A 16,184-nucleotide genomic window follows, 5' to 3' on the forward strand; every position below is an offset into this window, starting at 1 on the left:
GAGCTGCCGTGGGCAAGGCGACGGGGGCGCTGTTGGGTCTGGCGATCGGGGACGCGCTGGGCAAGGAGACCGAGTTCCACGAGGTCGAGGAGATCGCCTGGAACCATCCCGACTGGCGGCGACTCCCGCTGCCCGAGCGGGCGCTGGTCACCGACGACACCCAGATGACGCTCGCCCTCGCCCGTGGCCTGCGCACCGCCCTGGAGCGCGGGCCGCTCACCCCGCTGCGGCTGGAGCGACCGGTCCGCGAGGAGTTCGTCGACTGGTGGCGCTCCCCGCAGAACAACCGCGCCCCCGGCATGACCTGCCTGCGCGCCTGTCAGCGGCTCAGCCACCCCGAGCACCGCTGGCAGCAGGCCAGCGACGTCGGCTCCAAGGGCTGCGGCGCCAACATGCGGGTCGCCCCGGTCGGACTGGTCCGCGGCCTGGACGCCCGGCAGCTCTCCGGCGCCGCCCAGCTGCAGTCCGCGCTCACCCACGGCCACCCGACCGCCCTCGCCGCCGGCGACCTCACCGCGTACGCCGTGCGGCGGCTGGCCGAGGGCGTCCGGCCGGCCGACCTGCCCGCGGCGCTGCGGGCGTACGCGCTGGCGAGCCGGGAGCGGTACGACGAGTTCTGGCTCGGCGACCTCGCCGACCGCTGGCACGACCCCTCCCCGCAGGCCGGCACGGCCCGGGGCTGGGAGGAGTGCCTCACGGTGCTCGACCGACTGGACGCCGCGCTCGCCGCGCCCGACGTCGAGGCCGACCCCTGCCTGGCGACCGGGGAGGGCTGGATCGCCGAGGAGGCCCTCGGCACCGGCCTGCTCTGCTTCCTGCTGCTGCCCGACGACCCGGTGGCGGCCGTCCGCCGGGCCGCGTACTCCAGCGGCGACTCCGACTCGCTGGCCTGCCTGACCGGCGCCTTCGCGGGCGCCCACCACGGCGAGGCGGCCTGGCCGGCCGACTGGGTGGAGCGGATCGAGCACCGGGACGAACTGCTGGAGTTCGGGGCGCTCTGGGACTGATCCGGGGCCCCGCCGGGCGGGGCGGGCCGGGCGGAACCGGTCGGCGGGGCGGCGCGTCGAAGGGCCATGACGAACCGCAGCACCGCACCCCGTCGCACCCTCCGCCGCCCGGCGGCGCTGCTCCTCGCGGCCGCGCTCGCCGCGCCGCTGCTCGCCGGTTGCGGCAGCACCGGAGCCGCCGCGCCCGTGGAGCTCCGGGCGTCCGCGCCCGCGAGCCGGCCGGCCGTGGACCCGGCCCGGGTGGCCGCCACCGCGGCGGCCACCGACGCCTTCGGCCTGGACCTCCTGCACGCCCTGACCGCCCAGCCGGACGCCGCCGGGAGCAACCTGGTGGTCTCCCCGTCCGGCCTGGCCACGCTGCTCGCCATGCTGCTGCCCGGTGCCCGCGGCACCACCGCCGGGGAACTGGCCAAGGCCCTGCACACCGGGCTCGACCCGCGGCAGTACGCCTACGCCACCGGCGCGCTGAACCGGCCGGTCCCGGCCACCGGCAAGCTCACACTGCGCCGCAGCGACGACCTCTGGACGCAGCAGGGCCTGGCCGTGGAACCGGACTACCTGGCCACCCTCGCCGCCGCCTTCGACACCGGCGTGCACCAGGCCGACTTCGCCAAGGACCCGGACGGGGCCCGCAGAACCGTCAACGGGGCCGTGGAGAAGGCCACCGACGGCCGGATCAAGGACCTGTTCGGCCGGGACGCGATCACCTCGAACACCCGGCTGGTGCTCACCGACGCGCTGTACCTCAAGGCCGAGTGGGCCTCCGCCTTCAAGCCCTCGCACACCGCCGACCGCCCGTTCCACAAGCTCGACGGGTCCACCCCGGCCGTCCCCACGATGGGCCAGACCGGGGAGTTCAAGTACGCCGACGGCTCCGGCGGGATCGTCGGCGAGCCCTGGCAGGCCGTCGAACTGCCATACGCGGACGGCGGGCTGGCGATGGACCTGATCCTCCCCGGGCAGGGCGGCTTCACCGCCTTCGCCAAGGGCCTGGACCAGCCCCAGCTGGACCGCATCCTCGGCGCGCTCACCGAGCGGCCGGTCGACCTCCGGCTGCCGCGCTTCCACTTCGGCACCTCGAAGGAACTCACCCCCGCGCTGCGCTCGCTCGGGGTGGAGGCGGCCTTCGACCGGGCCGACTTCGGCGGCATCGCCAAGGACCCGCTGGCCGTCGGCACCGTGGTGCAGAAGGCCACCATCGAGGTCGGCGAGCAGGGCACGGTCGCGGCGGCCGGCAGCGGTGCCGGGATCGACGTGGCGGCGGCGCCGAACGTCGAACGGCCGGTCGAGATGCACCTCGACCGGCCATTCCTGTTCCTGATCCGGGACACCCGGAGCGGGGCGCCGCTGTTCCTCGGCCAGGTCACCGACCCGCAGGCGCCGTAGGGCCCGTCCTCACACTCGCGCCCGCGCTACCAGGCCGGGTAGCGCCCGCCGAGCCCGGGGTGCAGCGGGTCGCGGCTGCCGAACAGCACCAGCAGGTCGTCGGCGACCTGCCGCAGCTCCGCCCGGCCCTCGACCGCCCCGGCCCACTCGGCGGGCAGCGCCGCCGCGCCGTACGCGGCCCCGACCAGGTTGCCGCAGACCGCGCCGGTCGAGTCGCTGTCCCCGGAGTGGTTCACCGACAGCAGCAGCGCGGTGCGCACCGGGTCGGGGTCCAGGGTGGCCGCCAGCAGCGAGTACACCGCGATGGCCAGGCACTCCTCGGCGACCCAGCCGAGCCCGACCCGCTCCACCGTCTCCGCGGCCGGCTCGGCCTCCTGGGCGAGCCGCACCGCCCGGGCCAGCGCCTGGACGGTCTCCTTGGAGCTCGGCAGCTCGCGGATCTGCTCCACCGTCTCGCCGACCGCCGCCCACGGCTCGGTGCCGTCCGCGAGCCGCTCGATGAGCGCCGCGAAGGCGCCCGCCGCGAGGTAGCCGGTCGGGTGGCCGTGGGTGAGCTGGGCGCACTGCACCGCCAGTCCGAAGGACTGCTCGACGCCCAGCCGGGCCAGCCCGAACGGCGCCGAGCGCATCACGGTGCCGCAGCCCTTGGAGCCCGGGTTGATCGGCCCGGTCAGCCCGATCGCCGACGGCGCCTCGAACACCGGGTGCTCGGACACCCCGCTCAGGCAGGCGTTGCCCGGCGCCCGCCGCGCGTACAGGAAGGGCCGGCTCAGCAGCCAGCCGTCGTACGGGTGGGGCTGCGGCTCGGTGTCCGGCGCGCCCTGGTACTGGGTCCGCAGCCAGCGGCGGTAGGCGCCGTGCACGGCCTCCGGCACCGAGCCGCCGCCGCCCGTCCAGCCGCGGACGAAGCCGCGGATCAGACCCTCGGCGGTGAACAGCGTCATCTGGGTGTCGTCGGTCACCTCGACCGGTCCGGGCCCGGCCGGCAGCGCGGTCACGCCCTGCGGCCCGTACCGGTCCTGGATCTGGTGGAGCTGCTGGAACTCCACCGGCCAGCCCAGCGCGTCGCCGATCGCTCCACCGAGCAGTGCTCCGCGCACCCGGTCCCGGTACCCCGATTCCGCCGCCGGTTCCGTCACGTCGAGTCCCCCTTCGTTCCTGGCGGACTACGTTCTATCAGGTCCCCGGGAAGCGGGGCGGCTCTTGTGGATCTTGCGCGGGTCGGGCCGGGACCGGTGGGGCCGGCCGGGCCCACCGGCGCCCTCAGTGGCGGATCGCCCCGGCGCGCCCGTGCAGCGTGGCCCGGTCGGCGGCGGCGCGTCCGGCCGCCCAGCCCACCCCGTCGCTGACCCGCACCCGCTGCGAGACCAGCTTCGGGAACAGCCGGCCGACCTCCTCGTCCACCGCCTCGGAGCGGGCGGCGAGCGCGGGCAGCAGCCGCTCGTCGGGCAGCAGCTGCTCCTCGGTGCCGTCCTCGCGCAGGTGCCGCCCGGCCGCGGCGGCGCTGGTGGCGCGCTCGGTCGCGGCGGTCAGCCGCTCCCGGATCCGCGCCGCGTACGCGACCAGGAAGGACTGCCGGAACGCCTTGCTGCGCGAGTCCCTGCGGGAGCCCGCCTTGTTCATCGCGTGGGTGGCCTGCACCAGCAGCGAGGTGTAGAGCAACTCGACGCCGTCCAGGTCGCCGTCGAAGCCGACCACGGTGCAGAAGCCGAACTCCTTCGCCCACACCACCCGGCACCGGTTGGCCGCCGCGACCGCGTCCAGCAGCATCGTCTTGGGGCCCTCGTACGGGTTGTCCACCCCGATCCGCAGCGCCGCCGGGGTGTCGCGGTCGGTGCCGTCCACGGCCAGCAGTGCCTCGTCGATGCTGTGCTGGGCCATCAGCTGCTGGGCCTTGGCGGTCAGCGCCTCGGCCTCCTCCGGGTACTCGGTGGACTCGGCCTTGGCCAGCAGCGCCCGGATCCGCGCCAGCATCCGCGGCTCGCCGGCCGCAGGCGCCGAGCGCCGCGGCCGCACGGCCTGCCCGGGGGCGGGCCCCACCGGGGCGATCGGCGGCAGCCGGCCCCAGGTGCGCAGCAGCTCCAGGACGGCGGTGGCGAGCGCGAAGCGGTCCAGCCGGTGCCGGTCGGCGAAGGCACCGAGGTACTCCTCGTCGCCGGACCACCACACCTCGGCCTCCAGCTCGCGCAGCTGCTCCAGCCAGCGCCGGTCCAGGGCGGCCGCCGGGTGGCGGCGGCCCTCGGCGGCGATCAGGTCCACCGCGAGGGCCAGGTGGACGGGCTTCAGCTCGCGCCGCACCACCCGGACCAGGTCGGCCGGCCGCCACCCGGCGGACCAGCAGCGGCCGACGGCGGTGTCCGCGTGGCCGAGCAGCGCCCGGCCGACCTCGGGCCACTGCCCGGCCGAGGCGGCCAGCAGCGACGCCCCGGTGTCCAGGGCGAGGTCCAGTGCGTCCTCGGGGGCCGTCAGCACCGACCGCACCGCCTGCTCCAGCAGCGGTCCGGCGGTCCCGGCCTGCTGCGCGCGCTCGCCCACGGTCTGTCCCTGCTCTCCTCGACGGTCCGGCCTCCTGCCCATGATGCCGGAGCCGTGGCGGGAACCCGCCGGGGAGCGGGCCGGGCCGGTGCGGCGGCCCGGCTCAGCGCTCGATGGCCTTGGCCAGGATCTCCGGCGTGCGCTCCAGCAGCCGGCTCGCCGCCATCCGCACGCCCAGCGCCGCGACCAGGGCGCCGTAGAGCGGGCCGATCAGCAGCACCGGCCAGCTCGGCCCGTCCGAGGCCAGCGCCCAGGCGAGGTAGCCGCCGACCGGCAGCGCCAGCACCGTGACGCCGAACATCGAGCCGAACTGGTTGAGCAGGATCAGCCCGCCCTGCCCCGGGGCGGCGTTGCGCATCGGGTTGCTGTCGGCCGGCATGGTGTACGGCGCCAGCACGCTGAACATCGAGCCCAGCGCGATCCCGCAGCCGAGCAGCGCCAGCGCCAGGCCGAGCGCCGACGGCAGCTCGCCCCACCGGCCGGTGACGGCCGCCAGCACCAGCCCGAGCACCACCGTCACCGGGACGGCGTACGACAGCACCGCGTACGCCCGGCCGCGCAGCTCGGACCGGGCGTCGGCCGGGGTGCGCAGGGTGGCGGCGACCATCCAGAACGCCGAGCCGTCCATGCCGAACAGGTTGAGCATCTGCAGCCCGAGGAACACCCCGGTCATCGCCAGCAGGTACACGCTCGCCCAGCCCTGGACCATCGACAGCACGCAGATCACCAGCGTCATCCCGATGCTGGTGAACAGCGCCGCCTTGGCCCGCGGCTCGCGCCAGGCGTACCGCAGGTGGCGCTGCATCACCGCGCCGGTCCGCCCCTGGGGCAGGAAGCCCCACCCGCGCGCGTTGCGCACCCCGCGGGCCACCTCCAGGGTGGAGGAGTCGGCCGTCACCATCAGCTCCTGGAGGCTCCGCCGCCACCAGCGCAGCAGCAGCGCCAGCAGCGCGGCGGTCGCGGCGAGCTGGAGCAGCGCGAGCCCGTACCGGCCCTCGCCCGCGGTGCGCGGCGCGTCCGCCGCGCTGATCGGCGGGATCCAGCGCAGCACGGAGGCGATCGGCTTCAGCGGGGTGAGGTCGATCGGCCCGCCCCGGCGGCCGAGGATGCTCTGCGAGCCGACGTTGGCGACCTGCACCAGCAGCGCGAAGGCCAGCCCGCCGAAGATCGCGAAGTCCTTGCCGCGGCGGCTGGAGAGCATCCGGGCGTTGCCCGCCGCGACCGCCCGGGAGAGCGTGACCAGGCAGAGCACCGCGAGCGGCACGCCCGCCACCGCGACCGCGGCCGAGGCGCCTCCCGCCGCGCCGGCCAGCACCGCGCCGGTGACCAGCACCAGGGTGATCAGCGGCCCCGGCCCGATCAGGGCGGCCAGCAGCGAGCCGCGCAGCAGCGGGCCGGGCCGCAGCGGCAGCATGGTCAGCCGGGTCGGGTCGGCGCTCTCGTCGCTGGAGAAGAGGAACAGCGGCAGCGCGGCCCAGCCCAGGGTCAGCACGCCGAGCAGCATCACCCCGGCGTCCCCGGAGCCGGTGTACCGCCCGTTCAGCGCGGCCATCGCGACGGCGATGCCGGCCGCGAAGGCCAGGCCCACGACGCCGCCGATCACGTAGACGGTGGTCCGGCCGGGGCTGCGCCGCAGCCCGTTGCGCAGCAGCCGCAGCTTGAGCGCCACCAGGGCACGGACCACCGTCCGCCCGTCCGGCACCGGAGCCGTGACCCCGCCCGTCACCGGAGCCGTGACCCCGCCCCTCACCGGTCGACTCCGGCCTGGCCGCCGCCGAGCCAGCCGAGCACCTGCCCGTCGTCCTCGCGCACGCCGATCAGCTCCAGGAAGGCCTCGTGCAGGCTGCGCCCGCCCCGGACGGAGTCCAGCGGGCCCTGGGCGATCACCCGGCCGGCGTTGACCACCGCGACCCAGTCGCAGAGCTGTTCGACCAGCTCCATCACGTGGCTGGAGAACACCACCGTGGAACCGGCCGCCGCGTACCGCTTGAGCACGCCGCGGATGGTCTGGGCGGAAACCGGGTCGACGCCCTCGAAGGGTTCGTCCAGGAATAGCACGTCCGGGTTGTGCAGCAGGGCGGCGGCGAGGCCGATCTTCTTGCGCATGCCGGTGGAGTAGTCGGCGACCAGCTTGTCGGCGTCCCGGCCGAGGTCCAGGACGGCCAGCAGCTCCTCGGCCCGCCGGTCCACCTCGGCGCCGGGCAGGCCGCGCAGCCGCCCGGTGTACTGGAGCAGCTCGCGCCCGCTGAGCCGCTCGAACATCCGCAGGCCCTCGGGCAGGATGCCTATTCGGGCCTTGACCGTGACCGGGTCCGCCCACACGTCGGTGCCGTGGACCAGGACGGTGCCCTGGTCGGGCCGGAGCAGCCCGGTGACCATCGACAGCGTGGTGGTCTTGCCGGCGCCGTTCGGCCCGACCAGGCCGACGAACGCCCCGGCCGGAAGCTCCAGGCTCAGCCCGGCCACGGCTGCCTGGGTGCCGAAGTGCTTCCAGAGCCCCTGGATGCTGACGGCGGACTGGGTTCCCGGTCCGGGGAGGTCGGAGGACGGCGGCGCTGACGCCTGCATGGCGGCCTTCTCTGCTCGTGGTGGGACATCGTCGTGGCTGGGGACCAGCCTGGCATTGCTCGAACGGGCTGTCGCCCGAGTTGAGCATCCCTTGAGACCGTCCGCCGAACGGCCCAGGCGCGCCGCCCCGACGTCCTCTTCCCTGTCACTGGTCCGATTCGGCAACTACCCGGTCCCGTCGTTCGTCCTGCACTATGAGTGAGCAGTGACGTGCGCGGGGGTGCCGCGCTACCGGGAGGTGGCGGATGTCCGTACAACGATGGGGCGAGCCCGGTTCCGGCTATCCGCCCGGCAGGCAGCCGGCGGCGGGCTGGCAGCCGGCGCCCCCGCAGGCCGTGATGCGGGCGGGCCACGCCGACCGGGACCGCACGCTGGACGTCCTCAAGGCCGCGTTCGCCGAGGGACGGCTCACCATCCAGGAGTACGAGCAGCGCCACGAGGCGGCGGCCGGGGCGCAGACCTACGGCCAGCTGGCCGCCCTGGTGGCCGACCTGCCTTCCGGGCCGATGACGGCGCCGCCGATGACCGCGCCGCAGCCGGTCCCGGCGACCTTCCTCCCGCCGCCCCCGCCGCCGCCCCGCCCCACCAATGTGCTCGCGGTCACGTCGTTGGTGCTCAGCCTGGTCTGCGTCTCGCTGCCCGCCGTGGTCACCGGCCACATCGCCCGGTCGCAGATCCGCCAGCGCAACATGGACGGCGACTGGGCGGCCGTCCTCGGCCTGGTCATCGGTTACATGGGCACCGCTTTCTGGACCTTGTTGATCCTGCTGGGTACCGTCTGACCCGCTGGTACCGCCTCCGTCGTCGGTGGACCGCACCGGGCCGGACCGACTCGGCGGGCCTCCACCGGGAGGGTGCCATTAGTCCCTCAGGGCTCGGTTCGGTACGGTCTTCTCGTCCATGGCTGACCGTTGCCTGTTACATCTCGTCGATGCGAGCACCCACCGCGCCCGGCCGTGGGCGCCGCACGCCGAGTTCGGACCGACCCCGAAGGCCCATTTCCAGATGATGATCACTGCCGTCAAGAGCATCGCCGAGCGGCTCGCGTCCTCACCCCGGCGGCTGTGGGCGGTCGCGTTCGCGATCCTCTTCGCGCTGAGCGCCTCCTGGTCGCTGACGACTCCGATCGGCGGCGCGCCCGACGAACCCGCGCACATCATCCGGGCGGGCGCGGTCGCCCGGGGCCAGGTCAACGGCGAGGAGGTCATGACCCCGCACACGGTCGGCGGGATCCAGGGCTACTGGGCCGAGAGCGGGGTGGTGCTCCCGCGGATCTACGAGGACCTCGCGGAGACCCACTGGTGCTACGCCTTCAAGTCCTGGCAGTCGGCCGACTGCGCGCCCCCGCTCAAGCAGCGCTCCGGGACGGCCGAGGTGACCACCTCGGCGGGTCGCTACCACCCGGCGTACTACTTCGCCGTCGGCTGGCCCAGCCTGCTGCTCCCCGGCAAGACGGCCTTCTACCTGATGCGCCTGATCTCGGCCGCGATCTGCTCCGCCCTGGTGGCGAGCGCGGTGGTCTCGGCGGCCGAGTGGCGCCGGCGGTCCCTCAGCATCCTCGGCGTGGTGGCGGCCACCACCCCGATGTCGCTGTTCATGTTCGGCGTGGTCAACCCGAGCGGCCCGGAGATCGCCGCGGGCATCCTGGTCTGGAGCTCCGCCGTGGCGCTGCTGATGAACCCGGACCCGCAGCTCCTGAGCCGCCGCGTCGCCCGGCTCGGCATCGGCGCGGTGGTGCTGATCAGCATCCGGCCGTTGGGCCTGATCTGGCTCAGCGGGGCGGTCTTCTTCGCCCTGCTGCTCGGGCGCAGGGGCGTGCTGGGCGACATCCTGCGCCATCGGGCGACCTGGGCCTGGGGCGCCGTGGCCGCGGTCTCGGCCGGCGTGGCCCTCGTCTGGTCCTCGACCCATCCGGACAACTCGACCATCAACGCCCCGAGTAACTTCACCCCGCTGTCCGCGGCCCGTCAGACCTTCGACAACGGTCTGCTGTACATGAAGCAGATGATCGGCTACTTCGGCTGGCTGGACGCCGAGCCCCCGGCCGCGACGCTGCTGCTGTGGTGCGCCGTGGCGATCGCCCTGGTGCTGCTGGCGCTCTGCTACGCGCGGCTCAGGGACACCCTGGCCGTCCTGGGGATCCTGGTCGGGATCGTGGCCATACCCCTGGTGGCCCAGGCCATGCAGGCGCAGAAGGTCGGCATGATCTGGCAGGGCCGCTACCTGCTCCCGTTCGCCGTCGGGTTGCCGATCGTGTGCGCCGCGATCTGCCACGAGCGGCTGCCGCGGGGCGGTTTCGCCTGGCGCCGGCTGATGGTGCTCTGCTCCTTCGCGCTGGCCCTGGCCGACTTCGCGGGGTTCATCTGGGCGCTGCGCCGCAACACGGTCGGTACCGGCGGTTCGTTCTTCATCAGCCCGGCCCACTGGTCGCCGCCGTTCGTGGGCTGGCAGCCCTGGGTGCTGGTGTACGGGGCGGGCGTGCTGGCGCTGGGGCTGCTCGTCGCCCTGTCGGACCGGAAGGGGACGGACCGGCCGCAGGACGAGTCGGCGTCGGCCGGGACGTCCGGGGACGGTGCCGACGACGGGAGCACCCCGCTCGCCGCCGCCCGCGCGGAGGCGTAGGGTTTCGCCCTGCGGGGGGCTCTCGGCCGTGATATGGGCGGCACCGGCGCCGGTTCCCGTCCCGTTTCGAGGCCAGGCCCCGCGACCTGCGGCGTTGCATTTGTTTTGACCGCGCCCGATGCGCTAGGTACGCTCTGACCTTGTGCCTGGGGTGTCCCCGGGTCCTTGTGCGTGCATGCACACCGGTCGCCGCGCCGAGCCGGAGCGCCTCCCAGCGCGCCGCGCGTAGAGCGCCGTCGCTGTACATCAGCCATGGGATTCCGTGTCGTAACAAGCCCAACACACCCGACCGCGTGGGTCGACCACGGGGCCGGGTGCGAGGGAGACACCGCAGGTTAGTTTCACCAAGCCTTGGCACACAGAAAACGGAGAAACGGTGCCTACGATCCAGCAGCTGGTCCGAAAGGGCCGGCAGGACAAGGTCGAGAAGAACAAGACTCCCGCGCTGAAGGGCTCCCCGCAGCGCCGTGGGGTCTGCACGCGTGTGTACACGACCACCCCGAAGAAGCCGAACTCGGCTCTCCGCAAGGTCGCCCGTGTGCGCCTCACCAGCGGGATCGAGGTCACCGCTTACATCCCGGGCGAGGGCCACAACCTGCAGGAGCACTCCATCGTGCTGGTGCGCGGTGGTCGTGTGAAGGACCTTCCTGGTGTCCGCTACAAGATCATCCGCGGTTCGCTCGACACCCAGGGTGTCAAGAACCGCAAGCAGGCTCGCAGCCGCTACGGCGCCAAGAAGGAGAAGTAAGAATGCCTCGTAAGGGCCCCGCCCCGAAGCGCCCGGTCATCATCGACCCGGTTTACGGCTCCCCGGTCGTCACCCAGCTGGTCAACAAGATCCTGCTGCACGGCAAGCGCTCCACCGCCGAGCGGATCGTCTACGGCGCCCTCGAGGGCGTCCGTGAGAAGACCGGCTCGGACCCGGTCGTGACGCTGAAGCGCGCGCTGGAGAACGTCAAGCCGGCCCTCGAGGTCAAGTCCCGCCGTGTCGGTGGCGCGACCTACCAGGTTCCGGTCGAGGTCCGTCCGGGCCGCGCCAGCACCCTGGCGCTGCGCTGGATGGTCGGTTACTCCCGCGCCCGTCGCGAGAAGACCATGACCGAGCGCCTGATGAACGAGATCCTCGACGCCAGCAACGGCCTGGGCGCTTCCGTGAAGCGTCGCGAGGACACCCACAAGATGGCCGAGTCCAACAAGGCCTTCGCGCACTACCGCTGGTAGTCCGTACCCCGTCACTAGACAGAGAGAGAACGAGCCACCATGGCTGCAACCTCCCTTGACCTCGCCAGGGTCCGCAACATCGGGATCATGGCGCACATCGACGCGGGCAAGACCACCACCACCGAGCGGATCCTGTTCTACACCGGTGTCTCGTACAAGATCGGTGAGGTCCACGATGGCGCTGCCACCATGGACTGGATGGAGCAGGAGCAGGAGCGCGGCATCACGATCACGTCGGCCGCGACGACCTGTCACTGGACGGTCGACGACGTCGACAACACGATCAACATCATCGACACCCCGGGTCACGTCGACTTCACCGTCGAGGTGGAGCGTTCGCTGCGCGTCCTCGACGGTGCCGTGACGGTGTTCGACGGTGTCGCCGGTGTCGAGCCCCAGTCCGAGACCGTGTGGCGGCAGGCTGACCGCTACGGCGTCCCGCGCATCTGCTTCATCAACAAGCTGGACCGCACGGGCGCGAACTTCTTCTTCTGCGTCCAGACCATCGTGGACCGCCTCGGCGCCACCCCGCTGGTCATGCAGCTCCCGATCGGTGCCGAGTCGGACTTCCAGGGCGTTGTCGACCTGGTCCGCATGAAGGCGCTGGTCTGGTCCGCCGAGGCCGCCAAGGGCGAGATGTACGACATCGTCGACATCCCGGCCGACCTGCAGGAGCAGGCCGACGAGTACCGCGAGGCGCTCATCGACACGGTCTCGAACGTCAGCGACGAGATCATGGAGCTCGCCCTCGAGGGCGAGGAGATCCCGGTCGAGCTGCTGCAGGCCGCGATCCGCAAGGGCACCCTGAACTCGGACTTCACCCCGATCTTCTGCGGTACCGCCTTCAAGAACAAGGGCGTCCAGCCCCTGCTCGACGCGGTCGTCAAGTACCTGCCGTCCCCGCTGGACATCGAGTCCATCGAGGGCACCAAGCCGGGCGACGACACCGTCAAGATCTCCCGCAAGGCCTCGGACGACGAGCCGCTCGCCGCGCTCGCGTTCAAGATCATGTCGGACCCGCACCTCGGCAAGCTCACCTTCGTCCGGGTCTACTCGGGCCGCCTGGAGTCCGGCACCTCGGTGCTGAACGCCGTCAAGGGCAAGAAGGAGCGCATCGGCAAGATCTACCGCATGCACGCGAACAAGCGTGAGGAGATCGAGTCGGTGGGCGCCGGCGACATCATCGCCGTCATGGGCCTGAAGCAGACCACCACCGGTGAGACGCTGTCCGACGAGAAGAACCCGGTCATCCTGGAGTCCATGGACTTCCCGGCCCCGGTCATCCGCGTCGCGATCGAGCCCAAGTCCAAGGGTGACCAGGAGAAGCTGGGTGTCGCCATCCAGCGTCTCGCCGAGGAGGACCCGTCCTTCCAGGTCAACACGGACGAGGAGACCGGCCAGACCATCATCGCGGGTATGGGCGAGCTGCACCTCGAGGTGCTGGTCGACCGTATGCGCCGTGAGTTCAAGGTCGAGGCCAACGTCGGCAAGCCGCAGGTCGCGTACCGCGAGACCATCCGCCAGGCGGTCGAGCGCATCGACTACACCCACAAGAAGCAGACCGGTGGTTCCGGTCAGTTCGCCAAGGTGCAGATCGCGATCGAGCCGCTCGAGCAGGCCGAGGGCTACGAGTTCGTCAACAAGGTCACCGGTGGCCGCGTCCCCCGGGAGTACATCCCGTCGGTCGACGCCGGTTGCCAGGAGGCCATGGAGTTCGGCATCCTCGCCGGCTACCCGCTGCAGGGTGTCCGCGTGAGCCTGCTCGACGGCCAGGCCCACGACGTCGACTCCTCCGAGCTCGCGTTCAAGATCGCCGGTTCGATGGCCTTCAAGGAAGGCGCGAAGAAGGCCAAGCCGGTCCTTCTCGAGCCGATGATGGCCGTCGAGGTCACCACGCCCGAGGACTACATGGGCGACGTGATCGGCGACATCAACTCTCGTCGTGGCCAGATCCGGTCCATGGACGAGCGTCACGGTGCCCGCGTCGTCTCGGCGCTGGTGCCCCTCTCCGAGATGTTCGGCTACGTCGGTGACCTGCGCAGCAAGACCTCTGGTCGCGCGAGCTACTCGATGCAGTTCGACTCGTACGCCGAGGTTCCGAAGAACGTGGCGGACGACATCATCGCCAAGGCCAAGGGCGAGTGACGTCCCGATAATCGGGACGATTACGAAGCCTTAGGCTATTAGGAGGCAATCCGGGAGGATCCGGTCGGATCCTCCCGGGGCCTCCGGCCCCCCCAGCAGCGGGACGGCACGGGATGTCCTCCGGACAACCCGCACCAAAACCGATTTCAGACCAACTGGCGTCAGCACGGCGTACAGGAACTGTCCTCAGGAGGACTCAGTGGCGAAGGCGAAGTTCGAGCGGACGAAGCCCCACGTCAACATCGGCACCATCGGTCACATCGACCACGGCAAGACCACGCTGACCGCGGCCATCACCAAGGTGCTGCACGACGCGTACCCGGAGATCAACCCCTTCACGCCGTTCGACCAGATCGACAAGGCCCCGGAGGAGCGTCAGCGCGGTATCACCATCTCGATCGCGCACGTCGAGTACCAGACCGAGGCGCGCCACTACGCCCACGTCGACTGCCCGGGTCACGCCGACTACATCAAGAACATGATCACCGGTGCCGCCCAGATGGACGGCGCCATCCTCGTGGTCGCCGCCACCGACGGCCCGATGCCGCAGACCAAGGAGCACGTCCTCCTGGCCCGCCAGGTCGGCGTTCCGTACATCGTCGTCGCCCTGAACAAGGCCGACATGGTGGACGACGAGGAGATCCTGGAGCTCGTCGAGCTCGAGGTCCGCGAGCTGCTCTCCGAGTACGAGTTCCCGGGCGACGACCTGCCGGTCGTCCGCGTCTCCGCGCTGAAGGCGCTGGAGGGCGACAAGGAGTGGGGCGAGAAGCTCCTCGGCCTGATGCACGCCGTCGACGAGGCCATCCCGACCCCGGCCCGCGCCGTGGACCAGCCGTTCCTGATGCCGATCGAGGACGTCTTCACGATCACCGGTCGTGGCACCGTCGTCACCGGTCGTATCGAGCGCGGCATCCTCAAGGTCAACGAGACTGTCGACATCATCGGCATCAAGGAGACCAAGACCACCACCACGGTCACCGGCATCGAGATGTTCCGCAAGCTGCTCGACGAGGGCCAGGCCGGTGAGAACGTCGGTCTGCTGCTCCGTGGCATCAAGCGCGAGGACGTCGAGCGCGGCCAGGTCATCATCAAGCCGGGTTCGGTTACCCCGCACACCGACTTCGAGGCCCAGGCCTACATCCTGTCGAAGGACGAGGGTGGCCGCCACACCCCGTTCTTCAACAACTACCGCCCGCAGTTCTACTTCCGTACCACGGACGTGACCGGCGTCGTGACCCTCCCCGAGGGCACCGAGATGGTCATGCCGGGCGACAACACCGCCATGACCGTCGCGCTGATCCAGCCCGTCGCCATGGAGGAGGGCCTGAAGTTCGCCATCCGTGAGGGTGGCCGCACCGTCGGCGCCGGCCAGGTCACCAAGATCGTCAAGTAATCTGACGCTCTGACCTGCCTGCCTCGTACAGGCTCGGTCCGAAGGGCCCCGCGCACTCCGAGTGAGCGGGGCCCTTCGGCGTGTCGGGATATCGAATCGACGGCGATCAGGTAACAGGTCCGTTGAGAGTGGGCTCAGAGCAGACTGCTATCCTGCCGCTCATTGGCTCTCCCTCGCCGCCGTCCGCGATGCTCCGGGTGCGGAGGGAGAAGGTTCCGGCCGGTGGGGTCGACTCGGCGGTCCATGCCTCCCAACCGCTTTCGGATCACATGGGGACAGGCGAAGAAGGATGCTCAACGCAGGAGATCAGGGAGCCGGGTCGGCCGGCGAGCCGGCGCCGCTCTTGTCGGTCGTCATGCCGATCTACAACGAGCAGGAGGCGCTGCCGCTGACCGTGCACCGCCTGCGCCCGATCCTCGACGGGTTGGGGATCACGTACGAGGTGGTCGGCATCGACGACGGCAGCACCGACGCCACCCCGGTGCTGATGCAGAAGATCCGCCAGGACTGGCCGGAGTTCCGCATCGTCCGCTTCGCCCGCAACTCCGGGCACCAGGCCGCGCTGACGGCCGGCATCCACCGCGCCTTCGGCGACTACGTCGTCTCCATCGACGCCGACCTCCAGGACCCGCCGGAGAAGATCCCCGAGATGCTCTCGCTCGCGCGGGAGCAGGGCCTCGACGTGGTCTACGGCGTTCGCGGCGACCGCGGCACCGACACGGTCTTCAAGCGCCGCACCGCCGGTGGCTACTACTGGCTGATGCGCAAGCTCGTCGGCAAGAAGATGCCGAACCAGGCCGGCGACTTCCGCCTGCTCAGCCGCGCCGCGGTGGACGCGCTCAAGGCGATGCCCGAGCACCAGCCGGTCTACCGGCTGCTGGTGCCGTGGCTCGGATTCCCGAGCGGCGAGGTCGTCTACGTGCGCGAGGAGCGGGTCGCCGGTTCGACCCACTACCCGCTGTCCAAGATGGTCCGCCTGGCCGTCGACAGCGTCACCAACTTCTCGGCGAGCCCGCTGCGGCTCGCCACCTGGCTCGGTCTGCTGAGCTTCCTGGTCTGCTTCGCCCTCGGTGTCTACACCGTGGTCGCGTACGCGCTCGACAAGACCGTCCCCGGCTGGTCCTCGCTGTTCATGGGCATGCTGTTCCTCGGCGCCGTCCAGCTCGTCTGCATGGGTCTGCTGGGTGAGTACGTCGGGCGCATCTACTCGGCGGCCCAGGCCAGACCGGCCTACTTCGTCGGCTACGACTCGGCGGACGGGCCCGACCCCGCGACGGCTCGTCGCAGCGCCTCCTACACGGGCTGAC

At 71.8% G+C, this 16,184-nt stretch carries 13 protein-coding genes; 9 read left to right on the forward strand and 4 right to left on the reverse strand.

The genetic code is table 11. The annotated features are described in order from the left end of the window. Nucleotides 1-8 precede the first annotated feature (8 nt). Complete coding sequence (locus tag ACWDBB_RS04365) at nucleotides 9-1,007, forward strand: ADP-ribosylglycohydrolase family protein (RefSeq protein WP_449788160.1); 999 nt, start codon at nucleotides 9-11, stop codon at nucleotides 1,005-1,007. Between the two features lie 66 nt (nucleotides 1,008-1,073). Further along, the gene (locus ACWDBB_RS04370) at nucleotides 1,074-2,393 is read left to right on the forward strand and encodes a serpin family protein (RefSeq protein ID WP_449788161.1); all 1,320 of its coding nucleotides are present in this window, start codon (nucleotides 1,074-1,076) and stop codon (nucleotides 2,391-2,393) included. A 26-nt stretch (nucleotides 2,394-2,419) separates the two neighbouring features. On the opposite strand, the gene ACWDBB_RS04375 is transcribed toward ACWDBB_RS04370, so the two are convergent. The 4 genes from ACWDBB_RS04375 to ACWDBB_RS04390 all read right to left on the reverse strand — a co-directional run bounded on the left by ACWDBB_RS04375 (nucleotide 2,420) and on the right by ACWDBB_RS04390 (nucleotide 7,496). Then, nucleotides 2,420-3,532, reverse strand: a complete 1,113-nt coding sequence (locus ACWDBB_RS04375; RefSeq protein WP_449788162.1) for an ADP-ribosylglycohydrolase family protein — start codon at nucleotides 3,530-3,532, stop codon at nucleotides 2,420-2,422. Nucleotides 3,533-3,656: 124 nt separating this feature from the next. Further along, entirely contained in the window at nucleotides 3,657-4,928 is a 1,272-nt protein-coding gene (locus ACWDBB_RS04380; protein WP_449788163.1) for a DUF2786 domain-containing protein, read from the reverse strand. A gap of 103 nt (nucleotides 4,929-5,031) precedes the next feature. Next, a complete protein-coding gene (locus tag ACWDBB_RS04385) occupies nucleotides 5,032-6,678 on the reverse strand; it encodes a transporter (RefSeq protein WP_449788164.1) in 1,647 nt (548 codons plus the stop codon). Continuing rightward, nucleotides 6,675-7,496, reverse strand: coding sequence for an ABC transporter ATP-binding protein (locus ACWDBB_RS04390; RefSeq protein ID WP_449788165.1), 822 nt, complete (start codon nucleotides 7,494-7,496; stop codon nucleotides 6,675-6,677). Before ACWDBB_RS04390 ends, ACWDBB_RS04385 begins: the two co-directional genes overlap by 4 nt. 245 nt (nucleotides 7,497-7,741) lie before the next feature. Between ACWDBB_RS04390 and ACWDBB_RS04395 the strand changes: the two genes are divergently transcribed. The 7 genes from ACWDBB_RS04395 to ACWDBB_RS04425 all read left to right on the forward strand — a co-directional run bounded on the left by ACWDBB_RS04395 (nucleotide 7,742) and on the right by ACWDBB_RS04425 (nucleotide 16,183). After that, complete coding sequence (locus tag ACWDBB_RS04395; RefSeq protein ID WP_449788166.1) at nucleotides 7,742-8,278, forward strand: DUF1707 and DUF4190 domain-containing protein; 537 nt, start codon at nucleotides 7,742-7,744, stop codon at nucleotides 8,276-8,278. 118 nt (nucleotides 8,279-8,396) lie between these two features. Next, on the forward strand, nucleotides 8,397-10,118 hold the full coding sequence (locus ACWDBB_RS04400) for a DUF2142 domain-containing protein (protein WP_449788167.1): 1,722 nt from the start codon (nucleotides 8,397-8,399) through the stop codon (nucleotides 10,116-10,118). A gap of 376 nt (nucleotides 10,119-10,494) precedes the next feature. Then, on the forward strand, nucleotides 10,495-10,866 hold the full coding sequence (gene rpsL / locus ACWDBB_RS04405) for a 30S ribosomal protein S12 (protein WP_014144289.1): 372 nt from the start codon (nucleotides 10,495-10,497) through the stop codon (nucleotides 10,864-10,866). Nucleotides 10,867-10,868: 2 nt separating this feature from the next. After that, on the forward strand, nucleotides 10,869-11,339 hold the full coding sequence (rpsG, locus tag ACWDBB_RS04410) for a 30S ribosomal protein S7 (RefSeq protein ID WP_030055803.1): 471 nt from the start codon (nucleotides 10,869-10,871) through the stop codon (nucleotides 11,337-11,339). A gap of 39 nt (nucleotides 11,340-11,378) precedes the next feature. Continuing rightward, nucleotides 11,379-13,484, forward strand: a complete 2,106-nt coding sequence (gene fusA / locus ACWDBB_RS04415) for an elongation factor G (RefSeq protein WP_449788168.1) — start codon at nucleotides 11,379-11,381, stop codon at nucleotides 13,482-13,484. 199 nt (nucleotides 13,485-13,683) lie between these two features. Beyond that, a complete protein-coding gene (gene tuf, locus ACWDBB_RS04420) occupies nucleotides 13,684-14,877 on the forward strand; it encodes an elongation factor Tu (protein ID WP_355253441.1) in 1,194 nt (397 codons plus the stop codon). A gap of 355 nt (nucleotides 14,878-15,232) precedes the next feature. Further along, nucleotides 15,233-16,183 carry a glycosyltransferase family 2 protein gene (locus ACWDBB_RS04425; RefSeq protein ID WP_392867389.1) on the forward strand — a complete coding sequence of 317 codons (951 nt, stop codon included), beginning with the start codon at nucleotides 15,233-15,235 and terminating at the stop codon, nucleotides 16,181-16,183. The last annotated feature ends 1 nt before the right edge of the window (nucleotide 16,184 follow it).

The sequence above is a fragment of the Kitasatospora sp. NPDC001095 genome (assembly GCF_053598615.1).